This is a genomic window from Streptomyces inhibens, from assembly GCF_022221585.1.
In the GTDB taxonomy this organism is placed as follows: Bacteria; Actinomycetota; Actinomycetes; order Streptomycetales; family Streptomycetaceae; genus Streptomyces; species Streptomyces inhibens.
The window spans coordinates 4,119,281-4,138,995 of record NZ_CP084681.1 but is presented as its reverse complement, the minus strand read 5'-3'; the positions used below and the strand labels follow the sequence as shown (position 1 = coordinate 4,138,995).

Genomic DNA, 19,715 nt, shown 5'->3' with positions numbered 1-19,715 from the left:
CGCGGGTGGAACGGGAGTTGAGCGAGCTGGTGGACTCGGGGGCGAGGGCCCTGGTCCAGGTGGTGGGCACGGAGGCTTGGGCGGATGTGCAGCGGCGCCTGATGGAGCTGTTCGGCCGAGCGGATGACCGTGGTGCCGCAGCACTCGCCCAGATGTTGGGTGAGTTGCCCACTGAACCCGCGCCGTCCCCGCGCGTCTTGTCGGGGTGGGAACTTCGGCTGTCTGACTTACTCGAACGCGACCCCCGGGCCGCCGTCGAACTCCGCGCCATTCTCGACGAGTTGCCCGCGCGACCGGACTCGGGACCGGACGACCCCCGCCCCGCCGCCCCGCCGCACAACACCATCTCCGGCGGCACCCAGGGCAGCGTCGTCCAAGCCGCCTCCATCGGTTCGGTCACCTTCCACGCGAGCCCGTACCACGGGGCCCTCCCCGACCCCCAGGACTGGCCCAAGGTCGAGGACGTAGATCCCATAGCTCTCGGCGTGCGGCCCACCCACCGCAGGGACGGCCTCCCGCCACTGCCTCCGTACGTCATCCGTGACCGTGACGACGAACTCATCGCGGCGATCACGCAGGCCGGGGCCCGCGGCGGGCTCGTGCTGCTGCTCGGTGAGCCGTTCACCGGCAAGTCCCGTTCCGCGCTGGAGGCGATGACCGAGGGGCTCGCCGGCTTCCGGGTGTTCGCGCCCGCGCGCGGCGCGGACCTGCGCGGGCTGCCCGCCCTGCTACAGGGGCGTCCGGGGCGGTATGCCGTATGGCTGGACGACCTCGACGGGCATCTCGGCGACGGCGGGCTGGAGCCGCGGCTGCTGGACCGGCTGGCCGGACTGCGGGTCGTCGTCCTCGCCACCATGCGCGACGACGCCTACGACGAGCACCGGCACGCGCCCCACGGCCGGGTCCTCGACCTCGCGCACACCGTCGAGCTGGCGCGCGAGTGGAGCCCCGCCGAGCGGGCCCGGCCGGCGCGGCGCGCCGAGCCCCCGGGGGATCCCCGGTTGGCCGACGCCGCCCGGTCGAGCGGCCCGGAAGGCGCCGCCGCCTACCTCGCCCTGGGCCCGCTCCTCTGGGAGGAGTGGTGGCGCGCCCGCCGAGCGGACCGCCACCCGCGCGGTCACGCCCTGGTCCGGGCCGCCCTCGACCTGGCCCGCTGCGGGCTCACCGGACCGCTGCCCATGGACCTGCTCCTCAAGGTGCACGGGGGCTACGCGGACGTGGCCGGCATGGACCGGGAGTCGGTGGAGGACGCCCGCGCATGGGCGACCGAGCGGCGGTACGGGCTGCTGCGATTCCTTGTCCGGGTCAGCGACGATACGTGGCGGGTAGCGCCCTTCCTCGTCGAGACCGCGACCTGGCACGCGGACCTGCCCGCGGTGGACAGCCAGGTCTGGGTCTGCGCCCTCGAATCGGCCCGCGCGGACGAGACGTACGACTTCAAGGCGATCGCCACGGCCGCGCACGAAGCCTTTCGGCTCGCTGCCGAAGCGGGCGACCGGCACGCCCTGCAAAACCTCGGCATATTGGCCGAATCGCTCGGCGAATGGGAGGACGCCGAGCGGTGGTTCCGGCGCGCTGCGGAGGCCGGGCTGCCACGGTCCGCCGGACGGCTCGGCCGGATGCTGGCCGAGAGGGGCGAGGGCAAGGCTGCGGAGCCCTTCCTGGAGATCGCCGCCGAAGCCGGGGACGCCGAGGCGGCGACCCTGCTCGCCAAGCTGCTTCGTGATCGGGCGCAGCACTGGCTGACGGTGGGTAGGACCTGCGGGAGCGCGGAGGCTTCTCACCTGTTGGGGGATCTGCTGCTGGGCAGCGGCGATGTGGACGGCGCTTTCGTCTGCTACTTGGACGCGGTCCGCGTCGGGTATCCGCAGGTCGCGGCGAGCTTTGCCACAGTGCTTCTCCTGTACAACGATCGCGAAGAGGCCGAAGTCTGGTTTCGGCGCGCGGCAGACGCGGGCGATGACCGGGCGGTCGAGGCGTTGGGGCAGCACTTCTCCGAAGGCCGATCGGCGGTTGAAGCCGAACGGGAACTCCGGGCCAACGCCGAAGAGGGGGCGATGGATGCCACCAGCTTGGGCGTTTATCTGGACCTACGCGGCCGCCCCGACGAAGCCCGTACCTGGTACCTCAAGGGCTACGAAACCGGCGACGCCTACGGCGCCTTCCGCCTCGCCGAGTTGCACAAGGCGAAGGGCGAGCGGACACAGGCCCAGGGCTGGTACCGCAAGGCCGCCGACATGGGCCACCCAGGCGCCCGGCGGGCACTCGGCGAGGGTCCGGAGACCGACGCCGGCACCGTCACGGTGTGAGGGAGGGAGCCGGCACGGGGGCCGCCACAGGCTGCTCCGCCGTCCGCGCGTCGGCCGCGGAAGGAGGGCGCAGCCGGTCGATGACCCAAAGCCCCGCCCCCGCCGCCGCGAGCCCGGCGCCCAACACGCTTACGCCAGCCCACCCCGCCGCGCCCCACACCACCGACGTGAGCGCCGAGCCGGCCGCCCCGCCCACGAAGTAGCTGGTCATATAGGCGGAGTTGAGCCGGTTACGAGCCTCGGGGCGGACCGCGTAGACCAGGTTCTGGTTGCTGACGTGGACCGCCTGTGCGGCCAGGTCCAGTACGACGACGCCGGCCAGCAGCGCGGCCAGCGACCAGGCCCCGCCCCCGCCGCCGGCCGCCAGCAGGCCCCAGGAGCCGAGCAGCAGGAACGCCGCGACGCCGGTGACCCGGTGTGCCAGGCCGCGGTCCGCCAGCCGTCCGGCCACCGAAGCGGCCAGTGAACCGGCCGCGCCCACCAGCCCCAGCAGGCCGATGGCCGACTCCTGCCAGCCGTAGGCCGGGCCGGACATCAAGAAGGCCAGCGCCGTCCACAGCACGCTGAAGCCCGCGAAGGACAGCGCGCCCAGCGCCGCCCGCCGGCGCAGCACCGGCTCCTGGGCGAACAGGGTCAGCGTGGAGCGCAGCAGTGCCGGATAGCGCAGCCCGGCCGTGGTGCGCAGGGCGGGCAGCCGGAGCCGCAGCAGCACGGCCACCAGCAGCATCAGCGCCGCGTTGACCCAGTAGACGGTGCGCCAGCCGCCGAGTTCGGCGAGCAGTCCGGCGGCGGTCCGGGCCAGCAGGATGCCCAGCAGCAGGCCGGTCATGAGGGTGCCGACGGTCCGGCCGCGTTCGGCGGGGGCCGCGAGGGTCGCCGCGAACGGCACGACGACCTGGGCGGCGACCGAGGTCAGGCCGGTCAGCGCGGTGCCCGTCAGCAGAAGGGTGGCGTTCGGCGCGCTCGCGGTGACGGTGAGGAAGGCGGCGGTGGCCAGTGTCAGGGTGACGGCCAGCCTGCGGCGTTCCAGCAGGTCGCCGAGCGGTACGAGCAGCAGCAGGCCGAGCCCGTAGCCGACCTGGGCGACGGTGACGACCAGCGCGGCGGTGGACGCGGACAGGTGCAGATCGTGGCCTATGACGTCCAGCAGGGGCTGGGCGAAGTAGTTGCCGGCGACCGAGAGGCCGGTGGCGACGGACATCAGCAGCAGCGTGCCGCGTCCCAGCCTCCCCGGTTCCGATCGGTGTGCGCGTGCCATGAGTTGACCTCCCCGTGTCGCCCGCGGCCACCGTGGCGGCGGGCACGTCCCAGCCTGGGCCCGGCACCATCGATGAGTCCAACACATCGTTGTCATCGCATCCATCGCATTTCGAGATCGATGGTCGCTAGCATCGACGGATATGGAGCTCCAGCAGATGCGCTATGTCGTCGCGGTGGCCGAGACCGGTGGGTTCACCCGGGCCGCCGAGCGGTGTCATGTCGTGCAGTCCGCGCTCAGCCATCAGATCGCCCGGCTGGAGAAGGAGCTCGGCGCCCGGCTCTTCGACCGGACCAGCCGCAGTGTCCGGCTGACCGTCGCCGGCGAGGCGTTCGTGCCGGTCGCCCGGCAGGCGCTGCAGGCGGCCGAGCGGGCCCGGGCGGAGGTGGCGGCGGCGACCGGCGAGGTGCGCGGCCGGCTCGCGGTGGGCGCGATCTCCACCGTCGCGGCCGTCGATCTCGCCCGTGAACTGGGCGCCTTCCGTACCCGCTGTCCGCAGGTGCGGATCAGTCTGCAGATGGAGATGAGCGATCCGCTCATCGAGAAGGTGCGACAGGGCGTGCTGGATGTCGCCTTCGTCGGGCTGGTGCCCGACGCCCGCACGGTCGGCGTACGGGAGAAGGAGCTGGCGCGCGGCGAGCTGGTCACGGTGGTGCCGCCGGGGCATCCGCTGGCCGGGCGGGAATGGACCACGCTGTCGCGCATGGCGCGGGAGACCTTTGTCGACTTCACGGCGGGTTCCGCGGCCCGCCGGCAGCGGGACGAGGCGTTCCGTGCGGCGGGGCTGACCTCGGAGGTGGCGTTCGAGGTGACCACCGTGGAGTTCCTGGCGAAGCTGGTACGCGCCGGCCTGGGCGTCGGCATGGTCCCCGAGGCGATCGCCTCCGAGCTGTCCGGGCTGCACATCGTGCGGGTACGGCCGGCGCCGGAGCGTACCGAGCGGGTGGTGTGGAGCGCGCTCGGCCCGTCGCCGGCGGCGCTGGCTTTCCTGGCCGGGCTGGGGGTGGATCCGGGGTAGCGGCCGGGTGTGCCGTGGGGCCCGGGTGGTCCGTCCGAGCGCCGGCGTGCGCCCACCGGTTACGGTCGGAAGGTGCACGACAAGCCCCACGCCCTCCCCGACGACGCCACCCGCGCGGACGCCCCCGCCGGCTGCCCCGCGGCCGAGGCTGCGCCCGAGCTGTTCACCTGGGAGTTCGCCTCCGACCCGTACCCGGCGTACGCGTGGCTGCGCGAGCATGCGCCGGTGCACCGGACCGCGCTGCCCAGCGGCGTCGAGGCCTGGCTGGTGACGCGCTACACCGAGGCGCGGCAGGCGCTCGCCGACGCCCGGCTCTCCAAGAACCCGGTGCACCACAGCGAGGCCGCACACGGCAAGGGCAAGGTCGGCATCCCGGGCGAGCGCAGCGCCAACCTGATGACACATCTGCTCAACATCGACCCCCCGGACCACACCCGGCTGCGCCGGCTGGTCTCCAAAGCGTTCACCCCGCGCCGGGTCGCGGCCTTCGCCCCGCGCGTCCAGGAGCTGACCGACCGGCTCATCGACGACATGATCGCCAAACAGGGCGGCGCGGAGTGCGGTGCGGCCGATCTGATCCATGAGTTCGCGTTTCCGCTGCCCATCTACGCGATCTGCGATCTGCTCGGCGTCCCGCGCGAGGACCAGGACGACTTCCGCGACTGGGCAGGCATGATGATCCGCCACGGCGGAGGACCGCGCGGCGGAGTCGCCCGTTCCGTGAAGAAGATGCGCGGCTACCTCGCCGAGCTGATCCACCGCAAGCGCGAGTCCCTGGGGGAGACCGCCGAGGCGGACGAGGATCTGATCTCCGGCCTGATCCGGGCCTCCGACCACGGCGAGCACCTCACCGAGAACGAGGCCGCCGCGATGGCGTTCATCCTGCTCTTCGCCGGCTTCGAGACCACCGTCAACCTCATCGGCAACGGCATCTATGCGCTGCTGCGCCACCCCGCCCAGCGCGAGCTGCTGCAGAAGTCGATCGCGGCGGGCGACACCGAGCTGCTGACCACCGGCATCGAGGAACTGCTCCGCTACGACGGGCCGGTGGAGCTGGCGACCTGGCGGTTCGCGACCGAGGAGCTGACGCTCGGCGGGCAGACGATCGCCGAGGGCGATCCGGTCCTGGTGGTGCTGGCCGCCGCGGACCGCGACCCGGCGCGCTTTGCCGAGCCGGATGTTCTCGATCTGACTCGGCGTGACAACCAGCATCTGGGATACGGACACGGCATCCACTACTGCCTGGGCGCACCGCTCGCCCGGCTCGAAGGACAGACCGCCCTCGCCACGCTGCTGACCCGGCTCCCGGACATCCGACTTGCCATGGAACCTGGCGATTTGCGCTGGCGCGGTGGTCTCATCATGCGCGGACTGCGGTCGCTGCCCGTGGAGTTCACGCCCGAGCGGCCCTGACCTGGGACGCAGTCATATGTGACGCAGCGTCACCCGCGTGACCTTTACGTGATCCGCGCTACACCGACTTGTGACTACCCGTGACCCCGGCTACCTTTCGATCGACGATCGACAGGCTTCACTCGATCGGGCGACGCGACGACGGGGCGAACCGGATTTTTGGTGCGCCTCGCCCGTATCGGCCGGCCGGGCAGCGCTTCGAACGGATCGTCGAACAACTCAACCGCTGCGCGAAAGGCATCCGTATGCGTTCCGGGAACGGCCGACACCGTCGCCCCCGTCAGGCACCGGCCATCTTTGTCACGGCGGGAGTGACCGGGGCCGGTATCGCCCTGCCACTGCTCGGCGCGAGCGGTGCCCACGCCGCCGACACCGCGACCTGGGACAAGGTCGCCCAGTGTGAGAGTGGCGGCGTGTGGAGCTCGGCCTCGGGCAACGGCTACTACGGCGGGCTGCAGCTGACCCAGGACATGTGGGACAACTACGGCGGCTCGGCCTATGCCTCGCGCCCCGACCTCGCCAGCCGCGCCCAGCAGATCGCGGTGGCCGAGTCGATCCTCGACGACCGAGGCCCGGACGCCTGGCCGAGCTGTGCCGTCGACGCCGGACTGACCAAGGACGGCCGCGCGCCGGAGGTCAACCCGGGCAGCACCGCCACCCCGCAGCCCGACCCGTCGGACGCCGAAGGCTCCTCGGACCCCTGGGACCGGTCCGATGCGTCCGACGAGCCCGACGGCTCGGACTCCTCCGGGCCGCACGACGGGCGGACCGGCGGGAAGAAGGACGGGCAGGCCGACGGACAGGCCGACGGACAGGCCGACGGACGGGCCGACGGGCGGACCGACGAGCCGTCCGGCACGACGCCCTCGCCGTCCGCGCCCGACGACTCGGATTCGGCCGGCTCCGGCGACGCGACCCAGGGCACGGACCGCACCCCGGAGCCGTCCGGCTCCACGAAGCCCGGCGAGGAGGACGGCGAAGCCTCGCACTCCGCCGACCCGGCCGACGGCGGCGGACGTACCGACAATGCCGGCATACCGGGTGAAGTGCCCGCGAAGGGCAAGCACCGCGGCGATGCGGGCGACGAGGGCGACGGCGACCGGACGTCCGGCGGCCGGCACGCCTCGCGCGGCGATGACGCGCACCGTACGGGCCCGGCGGCCGACGGCGACTACACCGTGCGCCCGGGTGACAGCCTGTCAGCCATCGCCCAGGCCCATCGGCTGCCCGGCGGATGGCCCGCGCTGTACGAGCGCAACGAGGGCGTCGTCGGCTCCGACGCGGACCTGATCCAGCCGGGTCAGCTGCTCGATCTCGGGCACAAGGAAGGCTAGTTCGCCGCCTTCGTCCCATTTCGTGAAAGTGAGACAAGGCTCTCGTTGCCCGTCACGCCCCAGTCTGCTCATTGCCGTCATAACGGGCTTCACCTGCGGATATGTGACCAACCCGTGATCAAAAACGGTCAACTTGGTTCAGATGGTGGGGTTTGAACATCAAGGGGGTTGCTGCTTACGGTCGGGACCGCTCGCCAAAGCGGGCCCGTCGATCACACGCCGAATCCTGCCGGTGATCGAAGGCAGTTGACGCGCAAGCGCCGAAGGCAGGAGCGGGGGAACCAAGGTAAGTGCCGGCCCCGCCCGCGAAAGCGGGTCAGCCGGCTTGGGGTGAAGCCGGGTGCGCCATGTGCACCCGGCCGGGCACTCACAGCCCGAACCCGACAGCTCACCTCGTAGGCGTCGGTGAGGAAACGAACGAACCATGCTGATCAACAAGGGCAAGCACCGTCGTCCCTCCAAGGCCGTCCGCGTCGCCACCCTCGCCGGTGTCGCCGGTGCCGCCGTCGCCGTCCCGCTGATGGGTGCCACCTCCGCCTCCGCCGCCTCCGTCGCCACCTGGGACAAGGTCGCTCAGTGCGAGTCCGGCGGCAACTGGTCGATCAACACCGGTAACGGCTACTACGGTGGCCTGCAGTTCTCCAACTCCAGCTGGGCCGCCGCCGGTGGCACCCAGTACGCGCCGCGCGCCGACCTGGCCACCAAGGACCAGCAGATCGCCGCCGCCGAGAAGCTCCTCGCCATCCAGGGCCCGGGCGCCTGGTCCTGCGCCGCCGCCGGCGGCCTGACCTCCGGTGGCCCCGCCGCCGACGTCAACCCCTCCGGCTCCTCCGCGCAGACCAAGTCCGCGCCGCAGGAGAACACCGCCGCCGTGAAGAAGACCCCGGCCGCCGCGCAGGAGAAGGCGCAGCCGGCCCCGAAGAAGTCGAACGGCCACGGCAACTACACCGTCAAGGCGGGCGACACCCTCGCCAAGATAGCCAAGGCCCACGGCACCAACTGGAAGTCGGTCTACGCGGCCAACAAGTCCGTCATCGGCGGCAACCCGAACCTGATCCTCCCGGGCCAGAAGCTCAGCATCTGATCCGTCCCCTCACCGGGATTCCGCGGGCCCGGGCGGCGGGCCCCGTTCTTCCTCCGTGAGACCACCCCGCCCGGCGCGCCGTTCCCCCCAGCGCGCCGCGGCGGGGTTTCTCGCACCCGGGCCGCACACCGGCCCGAACCCCGCGCCGTACCCGATCCGGCCGCACGTCCCTGACCAGCCCTCACGCGCGACTTTCCCCGTTTGGCGAACAATGCGCCCAAACATCCCGTGAACTGGGCATTTGGGAAGCTTTTCGGGCCATTCCGTCCCACGGAGCGGGCCAAGGGCAAGCGGACGCACCCAAGCCCGTTAGGCTCGTGCTGCAGAACTCCAGACACCCATGAAGGAGACAACGTGCCGTCCATCGACGTCGTCGTAGCCCGCGAAATTCTCGACTCGCGAGGTAATCCCACGGTCGAGGTCGAGGTCGGCCTCGACGACGGCAGCACGGGCCGTGCCGCCGTGCCGTCCGGCGCCTCGACCGGTGCCTTCGAGGCCATCGAGCTTCGCGACGGCGACCCGAACCGCTACCTGGGCAAGGGTGTGGAGAAGGCCGTCCTGGCCGTCATCGAGCAGATCGGCCCGGAGCTCGTCGGCTACGACGCGACCGAGCAGCGGCTGATCGACCAGGCGATGTTCGACCTGGACGCCACCGACAACAAGGGCTCGCTCGGCGCCAACGCCATCCTCGGCGTCTCCCTGGCCGTCGCGCACGCCGCCTCCGAGGCCAGTGACCTCCCGCTGTTCCGCTACCTCGGTGGCCCGAACGCGCATGTCCTGCCCGTCCCGATGATGAACATCCTGAACGGCGGCTCGCACGCCGACTCCAATGTGGACATCCAGGAGTTCATGATCGCCCCGATCGGCGCGGAGTCCTTCTCCGAGGCGCTGCGCTGGGGCGCCGAGGTCTACCACACCCTCAAGAAGGTCCTGAAGGCCAAGGGCCTGGCCACCGGCCTCGGCGACGAGGGCGGCTTCGCCCCGAACCTGGGCTCCAACCGCGAGGCCCTCGACCTCATCCTCGAGGCCATCAAGGAAGCCGGTTACGCCCCCGGCCAGGACATCGCGCTCGCGCTGGACGTCGCCGCCTCCGAGTTCTACAAGGACGGCAAGTACCAGTTCGAGGGCAAGGACCGCTCGGCCGCCGAGATGACCGAGTACTACGAGGAGCTGGTGGCGGCCTACCCGCTGGTCTCCATCGAGGACCCGCTGTTCGAGGACGACTGGGCCGGCTGGAAGGTCATCACCGACAAGCTCGGCGCCAAGGTGCAGCTCGTCGGCGACGACCTGTTCGTCACCAACCCCGAGCGCCTCGCCCGCGGCATCGAGGAGGGCTCCGCCAACGCGCTGCTGGTGAAGGTCAACCAGATCGGCTCGCTGACCGAGACCCTGGACGCCGTCGAGCTGGCCCAGCGCAACGGCTTCAAGTGCATGATGTCGCACCGCTCCGGTGAGACCGAGGACGTCACCATCGCCGACCTCGCCGTCGCCACCAACTGCGGCCAGATCAAGACCGGCGCCCCGGCCCGCTCCGAGCGCGTCGCCAAGTACAACCAGCTGCTGCGCATCGAGGAGATCCTCGACGACGCCGCGGTCTACGCCGGCCGCTCCGCCTTCCCGCGGTTCCGCCAGGGCTGATCACGGCGGCAAGGGCTAATCGGGCGAGCCAACCGCCCAGCACCCCGTACGTCCCCGGTGGCGGTCCCGTACCGTTGCCGGGGACGTACCTGCTTCAGCAGTCAGGCGTCAGGGAGTGAAGGGGAGACGACGTGCCCGCGGACCGGTTCTCGACCGCGACCCGACTCAAGGCGCTCGGCGAGCAGGCCGCCGCCCGCGTCTACCGCGCCCGCCCGGCCCGCCGCAATCGCCTCACCGGCCGCGCCGCCCTGCTGGCCCTGGTGATGTGCTCCCTGGTCGTCGCCCTCGCGTATCCCATAAGGCAGTACGTCTCCCAGCGTTCGGACATCGCCGACCAGCGCCGTAAGGCCCAGGACGCCGGTGCCGCACTCGACCGGCTGCGCGAGCAGAAGGCCCGCTGGCAGGACCCGGAGTACGTACGGCAGCAGGCCCGCCGGCATCTGCACTACGTCATGCCGGGCGAGACCGGATTCATCGTCCAGGACGGCACCGGCGTCACCGCCGCACCGAAGGGGGCGCGAGCGGCGCAGCGCCCCTGGTACGAGAATCTGTGGGACACCGTCGACTCGGCCGACAAACCGGCCGGCAAACGGTAGGACACGCCCCGGCCCGTACCGCCCGCGAGCGGCAGCCCGTACTGTCGACAAGGGGCGGCCCGCACCGCCGCACCGCCACCCCATTACTCACCTCACCGAAAGCGCACATGGACACCCCCCCGCCCCAGACCGAGCCCACCGAGCCCACCGCCGCGGACATCGCCGCCTTCAAGGAGCAGCTCGGCCGCCCGCCGCGCGGACTGCGCGCCATCGCGCACCGCTGCCCCTGCGGACAGCCGGATGTCGTCGAGACGGCGCCGCGCCTGGAGGACGGCACGCCCTTCCCCACGCTCTACTACCTCACCTGCCCGCGCGCGGCCTCCGCGATCGGCACGCTGGAGGCCAACGGCGTGATGAAGGAGATGTCCGAGCGGCTGGCGACCGACCCGGAGCTGGCCGCCGCCTACCGCGCGGCCCACGAGGACTACATCCGGCGGCGGGACGCCATCGAGGTGCTCCAGGGCTTCCCGAGCGCGGGCGGTATGCCCGACCGGGTCAAGTGCCTGCACGTCCTGGTCGGCCACTCGCTGGCGGCCGGCCCGGGGGTCAACCCGCTCGGCGACGAGGCCCTCGCGATGCTGCCGGAGTGGTGGAAGAAGGGGCCGTGCGTCTCCCCGTGCCAGGACACCCAGGACGCTTCCGAAGGAGACGCCCAGTGAAGCGGGTCGCCGCCATCGACTGCGGTACGAACTCCATCCGGCTGCTGGTCGCGGACGCGGACCCGGCCACCGGTGAGCTGAAGGACCTGGACCGCCGGATGCAGATCGTCCGGCTGGGCCAGGGGGTGGACCGCACCGGACGGCTGGCGCCGGAGGCGCTGGACCGCACCTTCGCGGCCTGCCGGGAGTACGCCGCGGTGATCAAGGGCCTGGGCGCCGAGCAGATCCGCTTCGTGGCGACCTCGGCCTCGCGGGACGCGGAGAACCGCGAGGACTTCGTCCGCGGTGTGGTGGACATCCTGGGTGTGGAGCCCGAGGTGATCACCGGCGACCAGGAGGCGGAGTTCTCCTTCAACGGCGCCACCAAGGAGCTCACGGGCCGCGCGGACCTCTCCAAGCCCTTCCTCGTCGTGGACATCGGCGGCGGCTCTACCGAGTTCGTCCTCGGCGACGACCACGTACGGGCCGCGCGCTCGGTCGATGTCGGCTGCGTACGGATGACAGAGCGGCATCTGCTGCACGGCGGGGAGATCAGCGACCCGCCCACCCCGGGCCAGATCACCGCCATAAAGGCCGATATCGCCTCGGCGCTGGACCGGGCGGAGGAGACCGTGCCGCTGAGCGAGGCCGCCACCCTGGTGGGCCTGGCCGGCTCGGTGACCACCGTCGCCGCCATCGCCCTGGGCCTCGACCACTACGACTCCGAGGTCATCCACCACTCCCGGGTCTCCCTGGCGAAGGTCCGTGAGATCACCGGCGATCTGCTGTCCTCCACCCATGCCGAGCGTGCGGCCATCCCGGTCATGCACCCGGGCCGGGTCGATGTGATCGCCGCGGGCGCGCTCGTACTGCTTTCGATCATGGAGCGGATGGGCGCCGAGGAGGTCGTCGTCAGCGAGCACGACATCCTGGACGGCATCGCCTGGAGCATCGCCGACTGAGGTGCCGAGGGGGGCGGGTGGGGGCCGGTAACGGCCTCCATCAAGTGGTCTTTTGAGCGGGTGACCTGCCCGTCTGAGCGGCTTTCAGGTGCCTTCAGGGGGCTCGGCGGACGGGTCCCGAAAAAAGGTTCGTGAAATCCTTCACATGAAAAAGCCTCCCGTTGGGCGAACAATCTGATCGTCCGACCCTCATTCGAAGGTCCTAGGACCCCTCGACCCGGAGATTGCGCGGTCGCCGGCGGATCGGCGATGCGCCCGCGCGGGGCTTGGTTCGGCCGCCCGAGGGCCCACAAGCCCTGATCAACGGGGGTCTCCAACGCCTCACGTACTACGGTGGTTCCATTCCGCGCTATGGCGTCGGTCACGAAGCCGGCGGAGTGTAGCAGATGCCCCCCGGGTGCTTGTGAAGGGGCTCACGAGCGACCCCCCATGTGGGGGTGGATACTCGATTGCATGAGCACCACGGAGCGTCCCAGGATCCTCGTTGTAGGCGGTGGGTACGTAGGCCTGTACGCGGCACGTCGCATCCTCAAGAAGATGCGGTACGGCGAGGCGACCGTCACGGTCGTCGACCCGCGCTCGTACATGACGTACCAGCCCTTCCTCCCTGAAGCTGCAGCCGGCAGCATCTCCCCCCGCCACGTCGTGGTTCCGCTACGACGCGTGCTGCCCAAGGCGGAGGTTCTCACCGGCCGGGTCACCACCATCGATCAGGACCGCAAGGTCGCCACGATCGCCCCGCTGGTCGGCGAGGCGTACGAGCTGCCTTTCGACTACCTGGTCATCGCGATGGGCGCGGTCTCCCGCACCTTCCCGATTCCCGGCCTGGCCGAGAACGGCATCGGCATGAAGGGCGTGGAAGAGGCCATCGGCCTGCGTAACCACGTCCTGGAGCAGCTGGACAAGGCCGACTCCACGACCGACGAGGACGTCCGCCGCAAGGCGCTCACCTTCGTCTTCGTCGGTGGTGGCTTCGCGGGCGCGGAGACCATCGGTGAGGTCGAGGACATGGCCCGCGATGCCGCGAAGTACTACAACAACGTGAAGCGCGAGGACATGCGCTTCCTGTTGGTCGACGTCGCCGACAAGATCCTCCCCGAGGTCGGCCCGAAGCTCGGCGCCTACGGCAAGGAGCACCTCGAGGGCCGCGGCGTCGAGATCTACCTCAAGACCGGCATGGACTCCTGCGTCGACGGTCACGTCGTGCTCAACAACGGCCTTGAGGTCGACTCCAACACCATCGTGTGGACCGCGGGCGTCAAGCCGAACCCGGCGCTGTCCCGCTTCGGTCTGCCGCTCGGCCCGCGTGGCCACGTCGACACCGGCGCCACCCTCCAGGTGCAGGGCACCGACTACATCTGGGCGGCCGGCGACAACGCGCAGGTCCCCGACCTGGTCGGTCGCAAGAACGGCAACGAGAACGCCTGGTGCCCGCCGAACGCCCAGCACGCGCTGCGGCAGTCCAAGGTCCTCGGCGACAACGTGATCTCCGGTATGCGGGGCTTCCCGCAGAAGGAGTACAGCCACGCCAACAAGGGTGCGGTCGCCGGTCTCGGCCTGCACAAGGGCGTCGCGATGATCGTCATGGGCAAGATGAAGATCAAGCTCAAGGGCCGTCTCGCCTGGTACATGCACCGCGCGTACCACGGCATGGCGATGCCGACGTTCAACCGCAAGATCCGGGTCTTCGCCGACTGGACGCTGGCCACGTTCCTCAAGCGCGAGGTCGTCTCGCTCGGCGCCATGGAGAACCCCCGCGAGGAGTTCTACGAGGCGGCCAAGCCGGCCCCCGCTCCGGCGGCCGCGGCCGCCGGTGGCGACAAGCCGAAGGCCAAGGCTTCCTGAACCACCGGTCGGGTACTCCGACCAGCCCGAAGGGCGTCCGCCATCCGTGGGGCGGGCGCCCTTTGGCGTGTGCGCCGTGGCGAAGAGCCGCCGATTTGTTGTTCTCTTACGTGCGAACGGGACTATCTGGACGCCCAATTGGCGTTTACGTGGTGGGTGAATCTTCTTTGCCCGACTCGTCAACACGGAGGTGTGCGACATGGCCGACGCCGCTGGGCGGCTCACCAAGCTCGCCGAGGAGGTGCTGGGAACCCCGCTCCCGGTGCGGATCCGCGCCTGGGACCGTAGCGAGTCCGGCCCGCCGGGGGCACCCACACTGGTCATCCGCCGACGCCGCGCGCTGCGCCGGCTGCTGTTCAAGCCGGGCGAGCTGGGCCTGGCCCGCGCCTGGGTGGCCGGCGACATCGACGTCCAGGGCGATCTCTACGAAGCGCTCGATCTGCTGGCCGGACTGATCTGGGAGCGCGGCGGCGATGCCCCCAAGCCGCGCCGCGCCGCCATGCTGCGCGCCCTGGCCCGCCCGGAGATCCGCTCCGCCGCCCGGGAGCTGCTGATGCTGGCCGGCGCCCCGGTCCCGCCGACACCGCCCGCCGAGGAGGTCAGACGGCGCCGTGGACCGCTGCACACGCTGCCGCGCGACAAGGAAGCCATCAGCCACCACTACGACGTCGGCAACGACTTCTACGCGCTGGTGCTCGGCCCGTCCATGGTCTACTCCTGCGCCTACTGGGGGACCGCCGGGACCGAAGATACCGTCGCCACGCTGGAGGACGCCCAGCGCGACAAACTCGACCTGATCTGCCGCAAGCTCGGCCTCCAGGAGGGCCAGCGGCTGCTGGACGTGGGCTGCGGCTGGGGCTCGATGGTGCTGCACGCGGCCCGCGAGTACGGCGTACGGGCGGTCGGCATCACCCTCTCCGAGGAGCAGGCGGCCCTGGCCCGTAAGCGGATCGCCGAGGCCGGGCTCGCCGACCGGGTCGAGATCCGGGTGCAGGACTACCGCGAGATCCACGATGAGCCGTTCGACGCGATCTCCTCGGTGGGAATGGCCGAGCATGTCGGCCGGGCCCGCTACGCGGAGTACACCGGCGCCCTGTACGCGCTGCTCAGGCCCGGCGGGCGGCTGCTCAACCACCAGATCGCGCGGCGGCCCGTGGTGGACGAGGAGGCGTACCACGTCGACGAGTTCATCGACCGGTATGTGTTCCCGGACGGTGAGCTGGCGCCGGTCGGCCGGACCGTCGGCCAGCTGGAGGACGCCGGGTTCGAGGTACGGGACGTGGAGGCGATCCGGGAGCACTACGCGCTGACGCTGCGCGCCTGGGTCGCCAACCTGGAGAACCACTGGGACGAGGCGGTGCGGCTCACGTCCGAGGGGCGGGCGCGGGTGTGGCGGCTGTACATGGCCGCGTGTGCGCTGTCCTTCGAGCGGAACCGGATAGGAGTCAACCAGGTGCTGGCCGTCCGTACCCGGGAGTCCGGGGACGCGGGGATGCCGCTTCGGGCGCGCGACTGGCGGAGCTGACGCGCGCGGCGGCTTCCGCGCACGACGGTCTCCGCCCGCCCGTCTCCCTCGGAAGGGCGGCGGGCGGGCGGAGCACTCATCGGCGCGGCGCGCCGTAGCGCTATTCGGCCTTGATCGCGGCCAGCATGTTCAGCCGGGCCGCCCTGCGCGCCGGCCACAGCGCGGCCAGGACGCCGACGAGCGCGGCCAGGGCGAGGAAGATGCCCATCCGGCCCCACGGCAGCACCAGCTCGTACGTCGGCAGCGTGCCGCTGATCAGCTCACCGGCCGCCCAGCCGAAGAACACGCCCAGGCCGATGCCGAGCACCCCGCCGAAGAGCGAGATCACCAGCGACTCCAGCCGCACCATGCGCTTGATGCCGCGCCGGTCCAGGCCGATGGCGCGCAGCATGCCGATCTCCTGGGAGCGTTCGAAGACCGACATCGCCAGGGTGTTGATCACGCCGAGCACCGCGACGATCACGGCCATGGCCAGCAGCCCGTAGAGCATGTTCAGCATCAGGTTGAACATCTTCGCGATGCCGTCGGAGACGTCCTGCTTGTCCGCGATGGAGATCGCCGGGTTCTTGCCGAGCGCCTTGACCAGCGAGTCCTTGGTGGCGTCGGTGGGGCCGCCGGTCGTCTTGACCATCACCTGCATATCGGTGATCTGCTTCTGGTGCGGGGCCAGGGTGGCGTTGTCGAGGAGGATGCCGTTGATCATCTGGTTGCCCTGGTAGACACCCGAGACGGTCAACGTGCCCTTCTTGCCGTCCTCGTACGTCACCGGGATACGGGAGCCGGGCTGCCAGCCCTTCTCCTTGGCGGTGACGTCGTCCACCACGGACCGGCCGCCGCGCAGGTCGCCGAGCGAGCCCTTGGTGAAGTCGAGCCGGGTGAGCTTGCCGAAGTCCCGGCCGTTGACGCCGGTCAGATACGCGGTGTCGGTGCCGATACGGGACGGGGAGTGGCGCAGCGGGCTGGACGCGGTGACCTCGCCCAGACCGGCGATCTTCTTCGCGACGTCGGGGGAGAGCGGCGTATGGCTCGCCATGGAGACGACATAGTCGGCCTTGAGCGAGTCGGTGGCCATCTTGTCGATGCCCTTCTGCACGCTGCCCGCGATCACCGTCAGACCGGTGATCAGCGTCAGCCCGACCATCAGCGCGGAGGCCGTGGCGGCCGTACGGCGCGGATTGCGGACCGCGTTCTGCCGGGCGAGGGAGCCGGCGACCCCGAAGGCGCGCAGTACGGGCGAGGCCAGCGCGATCAGCGGACGCGACAGCAGCGGCGTCAGGATGAACACGCCGATCAGCAGCAGCACCGCGCCGCCGCCCATCACGACCTTGCCGTCGTCCATGCCGGTGGCGACCAGGACACCGGCCGCACCGGCGCCCGCGAACAGCGCACCGATGGTGTTGCGGACCACCAGCGACTTGGTGGTGGCGGTGGCGTGCACGCTGTTCATCGCGGCGACCGGCGGAATCTTCGCGGCGCGGCGGCCCGGCAGCCAGGCGGCCAGGACGGTCACCACGATGCCGACGAGCAGCGAGGCCAGCACCGTGGACGGCTCGATCACCAGCGGTCCGTCGGGGACCGTCGCGCCGGTGCTGCTCATCAGCGCGCGCAGTCCGGCGCCGATGCCGATACCGGCGGCCAGGCCCGCGACCGCGGCGACCGCGCCGACGACGAACGCCTCCAGCAGCACCGAGCGGGTCACCTGGCGGCGGCCGGCGCCGACCGCGCGCATCAGTGCCAGCTCCTTGGTGCGCTGGGCGACCAGCATGGTGAAGGTGTTGGCGATGATGAAGATGCCGACGAAGAGGGCGATCCCGGCGAAGGCCAGCAGGCCGTTCTTCATGCCGTCCATGCTCTGGGCGATCGCCTTGGCCTGGTCGTCGGCGAGCTGCTTGCCGGTGGTGGCCTCGGCGCCGTCCTTGGGCAGGACCTCGTCGATCGCCGACTTCAGGGCCGTCTGGGAGGTTCCCGCGGCGGCCTTGACATCGATCTCGCTGAACTCGCCGGGCGTCGCGAACAGCTTCTGGGCGGTCGGGGTGTCGAACAGCGCGAGGCTGCCGCCGGCCGCGACGGTGCCGTCGTCGGTGGTGAAGATGCCGGTCAGCTTCTGCTCGCGGACCGGTCCGTCGACGGAGATCCGTACGGTGTCACCGACCTTGTAGCCGGCCTTGTCCGCGGTGTGGGCGTCCAGCGCGAACTCGTGCGGGCCCTTGGGGACGGTGCCGCCGCGCATCGGGTAGCGGGCGTCCTGGCCGTCCTTGCCGGGGAAGTAGTTGCCGCCGAGGGTGGAGAAGCCGTCGCCGATCAGCTCGCCCTTCTTGTCGGCGATGGCGGTGAAGCCGGAGACGGTGCCGGTGGCGGAGGCGGCGCCGGGCACCCGGGCGGCCTTGTCCAGCAGCTTCTGGTCGAGGCGGGGGGCCGCGCCGGGCGCGCTGCTGTGGCTGTCCTGGGACCGCGGCGAGATGGCCACGTCGACGTTGTCGTAGCCCTTTTGGGAGCTGGCCTGGAACGCGTCGGAGATGGTCGAGGTGAAGACCAGGGTGCCGGAGACGAAGGCCACGCCGAGCATCACGGCGAGGACGGTCATCAGCAGCCGGGCCTTGTGCGCAAGCACATTGCGCAAGGCGGTACGGAACATGAGTGGGTCAGTCCTGGAGGAGAGGTCCGAAGTACGGGTGGCGGCTGCCGCTGGTCAGCTTGTACGCCCCTTGGCGTCGAAGCCCTTCATCCGTTCCAGCACCATGTCGGCGGTCGGGTCGGGCATGTCGTCGACGATCCGGCCGTCGGCGAGGAAGATCACGCGGTCCGCGTAGGAGGCGGCGACCGGGTCGTGGGTCACCATCACCACGGTCTGGCCCAGTTCACGCACGGAGTTGCGCAGAAAGCCCAGGACCTCGGCGCCGGAGCGCGAGTCGAGGTTTCCGGTCGGCTCGTCGGCGAAGATGATCTCGGGCCGGGAGGCGAGTGCGCGGGCGACCGCGACGCGCTGCTGTTGGCCGCCCGAGAGCTGGCTGGGGCGGTGCTTGAGGCGGCCGGCCAGGCCGACGGTCTCCACGACGCGGTCCAGCCAGGCGCGGTCCGGCTTACGGCCCGCGATGTCCATGGGCAGGGTGATGTTCTCCAGGGCGTTCAGGGTCGGCAGCAGATTGAACGCCTGGAAGATGAAGCCGATCTTGTCGCGTCGCAGCTGGGTGAGCTTCTTGTCCTTCAGCCCGGTCAGTTCGATGTCGCCGATCCTGGCGGAGCCGCCGGAGATCGCGTCCAGCCCGGCCATGCAGTGCATCAGCGTCGACTTGCCGGACCCGGAGGGGCCCATGATCGCGGTGAACTGGGCCTGCCGGAAGTCGACGGAGACCGCGTCCAGGGCGACCACCTTGGTCTCGCCCTGCCCGTAGACCTTGCTGAGATCCGTGGCGCGGGCGGCCACCGCGGTGGCGCGGCCGGTGGTGGAGACGCCGGAGTGGGTGGTGGTGGTCACGGGAAGGAGCTCCTGTCGGGACGGGGACCATCTGATCCGCGGCGGCCGGGACGGCGCACGCCGCGGACGGAAGCGGACGCTTTCCATCGTGGGTCAGCTCAAGGGCGGCGGACGTCAACCCCTGTGACCGTCCTTGACCACCCCTGGGAAGTAGCCGCGGTATGCGCGGTCATCCCTGGGGAGGAGACCGACCCTGATGCCGATGGCGCGTCAGCCGTGGCCGGGCGGGCGGCCACGCAGCGGTGACGGGGGCGTCGAGGGGGCGTCGAGGGGGCGTCGAGTTTCCGTCAATTCGGGCCCGAATTTGCGTCCGGGTGCGCCATGGCGAAGGTGGGCTTCAGGCATGTGCCGAAGGCGTGTACCTGGCGCTGATGCCCCCTCAGTTGCCAATAAAATAAGACAACCTCGGGAAGAGCGGCCGATCTGCGTCGTGCGCTGCGGGCTACGCTCGTGCTGCCCTCTTTGAGGTGGCATGGGGGATCCCAGGCCCGGATGGTGGAATGCAGACACGGCGAGCTTAAACCTCGCTGGCCTACGGGCCGTGCCGGTTCAAGTCCGGCTCCGGGCACTCCCCGCGAGCAGCGGGGTCAAAGACAGGGCTTACGACTTACCTGAAAATT

The 19,715-nt window shown here is 70.9% G+C and carries 14 protein-coding genes, 1 tRNA gene and 1 riboswitch; of the genes, 12 read left to right on the top strand and 3 right to left on the bottom strand.

The genetic code is table 11. The annotated features are described in order from the left end of the window. Positions 1–5 precede the first annotated feature (5 nt). The gene (locus KI385_RS18810) at positions 6–2,309 is read left to right on the top strand and encodes an SEL1-like repeat protein (RefSeq protein ID WP_281066875.1); all 2,304 of its coding nucleotides are present in this window, start codon (positions 6–8) and stop codon (positions 2,307–2,309) included. On the opposite strand, the gene KI385_RS18805 is transcribed toward KI385_RS18810, so the two are convergent. After that, complete coding sequence (locus tag KI385_RS18805) at positions 2,299–3,567, bottom strand: MFS transporter (protein ID WP_238573329.1); 1,269 nt, start codon at positions 3,565–3,567, stop codon at positions 2,299–2,301. The two genes, KI385_RS18810 and KI385_RS18805, sit on opposite strands and share 11 nt — an antisense overlap. 142 nt (positions 3,568–3,709) lie before the next feature. On the opposite strand from KI385_RS18805, the gene KI385_RS18800 reads away from it, so the two are divergent. The 10 genes from KI385_RS18800 to KI385_RS18755 all read left to right on the top strand — a co-directional run bounded on the left by KI385_RS18800 (position 3,710) and on the right by KI385_RS18755 (position 15,620). Then, positions 3,710–4,585 (top strand): LysR family transcriptional regulator, encoded by an 876-nt coding sequence (locus tag KI385_RS18800; protein WP_238573328.1) that lies wholly within the window; start codon positions 3,710–3,712, stop codon positions 4,583–4,585. A gap of 72 nt (positions 4,586–4,657) precedes the next feature. Then, positions 4,658–5,998 carry a cytochrome P450 family protein gene (locus tag KI385_RS18795; RefSeq protein WP_425356929.1) on the top strand — a complete coding sequence of 447 codons (1,341 nt, stop codon included), beginning with the start codon at positions 4,658–4,660 and terminating at the stop codon, positions 5,996–5,998. 245 nt (positions 5,999–6,243) lie between these two features. After that, complete coding sequence (locus tag KI385_RS18790; RefSeq protein ID WP_238573327.1) at positions 6,244–7,332, top strand: transglycosylase family protein; 1,089 nt, start codon at positions 6,244–6,246, stop codon at positions 7,330–7,332. 248 nt (positions 7,333–7,580) lie between these two features. After that, positions 7,581–7,749, top strand: a riboswitch (cyclic di-AMP (ydaO/yuaA leader). 7 nt (positions 7,750–7,756) lie between these two features. Continuing rightward, positions 7,757–8,416: a transglycosylase family protein gene (locus tag KI385_RS18785; protein WP_238573326.1), complete on the top strand. Its 660-nt coding sequence runs from the start codon at positions 7,757–7,759 to the stop codon at positions 8,414–8,416. Positions 8,417–8,770: 354 nt separating this feature from the next. Next, entirely contained in the window at positions 8,771–10,054 is a 1,284-nt protein-coding gene (gene eno / locus KI385_RS18780) for a phosphopyruvate hydratase (RefSeq protein WP_238573325.1), read from the top strand. A gap of 131 nt (positions 10,055–10,185) precedes the next feature. After that, positions 10,186–10,650 (top strand): FtsB family cell division protein, encoded by a 465-nt coding sequence (locus KI385_RS18775; protein ID WP_238573324.1) that lies wholly within the window; start codon positions 10,186–10,188, stop codon positions 10,648–10,650. Between the two features lie 107 nt (positions 10,651–10,757). Continuing rightward, complete coding sequence (locus KI385_RS18770; RefSeq protein ID WP_238573323.1) at positions 10,758–11,309, top strand: DUF501 domain-containing protein; 552 nt, start codon at positions 10,758–10,760, stop codon at positions 11,307–11,309. After that, entirely contained in the window at positions 11,306–12,250 is a 945-nt protein-coding gene (locus KI385_RS18765) for a Ppx/GppA phosphatase family protein (protein WP_238573322.1), read from the top strand. Before KI385_RS18770 ends, KI385_RS18765 begins: the two co-directional genes overlap by 4 nt. A gap of 453 nt (positions 12,251–12,703) precedes the next feature. Then, on the top strand, positions 12,704–14,095 hold the full coding sequence (locus tag KI385_RS18760; protein WP_128503673.1) for an NAD(P)/FAD-dependent oxidoreductase: 1,392 nt from the start codon (positions 12,704–12,706) through the stop codon (positions 14,093–14,095). Between the two features lie 199 nt (positions 14,096–14,294). Beyond that, complete coding sequence (locus KI385_RS18755) at positions 14,295–15,620, top strand: SAM-dependent methyltransferase (protein WP_238573321.1); 1,326 nt, start codon at positions 14,295–14,297, stop codon at positions 15,618–15,620. Positions 15,621–15,720: 100 nt separating this feature from the next. Here KI385_RS18755 and KI385_RS18750 read toward each other — a convergent pair whose 3' ends face one another. Together KI385_RS18750 and KI385_RS18745 are read right to left on the bottom strand one after the other, a co-directional pair. Further along, positions 15,721–18,255, bottom strand: a complete 2,535-nt coding sequence (locus KI385_RS18750; protein ID WP_238573320.1) for an ABC transporter permease — start codon at positions 18,253–18,255, stop codon at positions 15,721–15,723. A 54-nt stretch (positions 18,256–18,309) separates the two neighbouring features. Then, complete coding sequence (locus tag KI385_RS18745; protein ID WP_238573319.1) at positions 18,310–19,095, bottom strand: ABC transporter ATP-binding protein; 786 nt, start codon at positions 19,093–19,095, stop codon at positions 18,310–18,312. A 486-nt stretch (positions 19,096–19,581) separates the two neighbouring features. On the opposite strand from KI385_RS18745, the gene KI385_RS18740 reads away from it, so the two are divergent. Then, a tRNA-Leu gene (locus KI385_RS18740) sits at positions 19,582–19,663 on the top strand. The last annotated feature ends 52 nt before the right edge of the window (positions 19,664–19,715 follow it).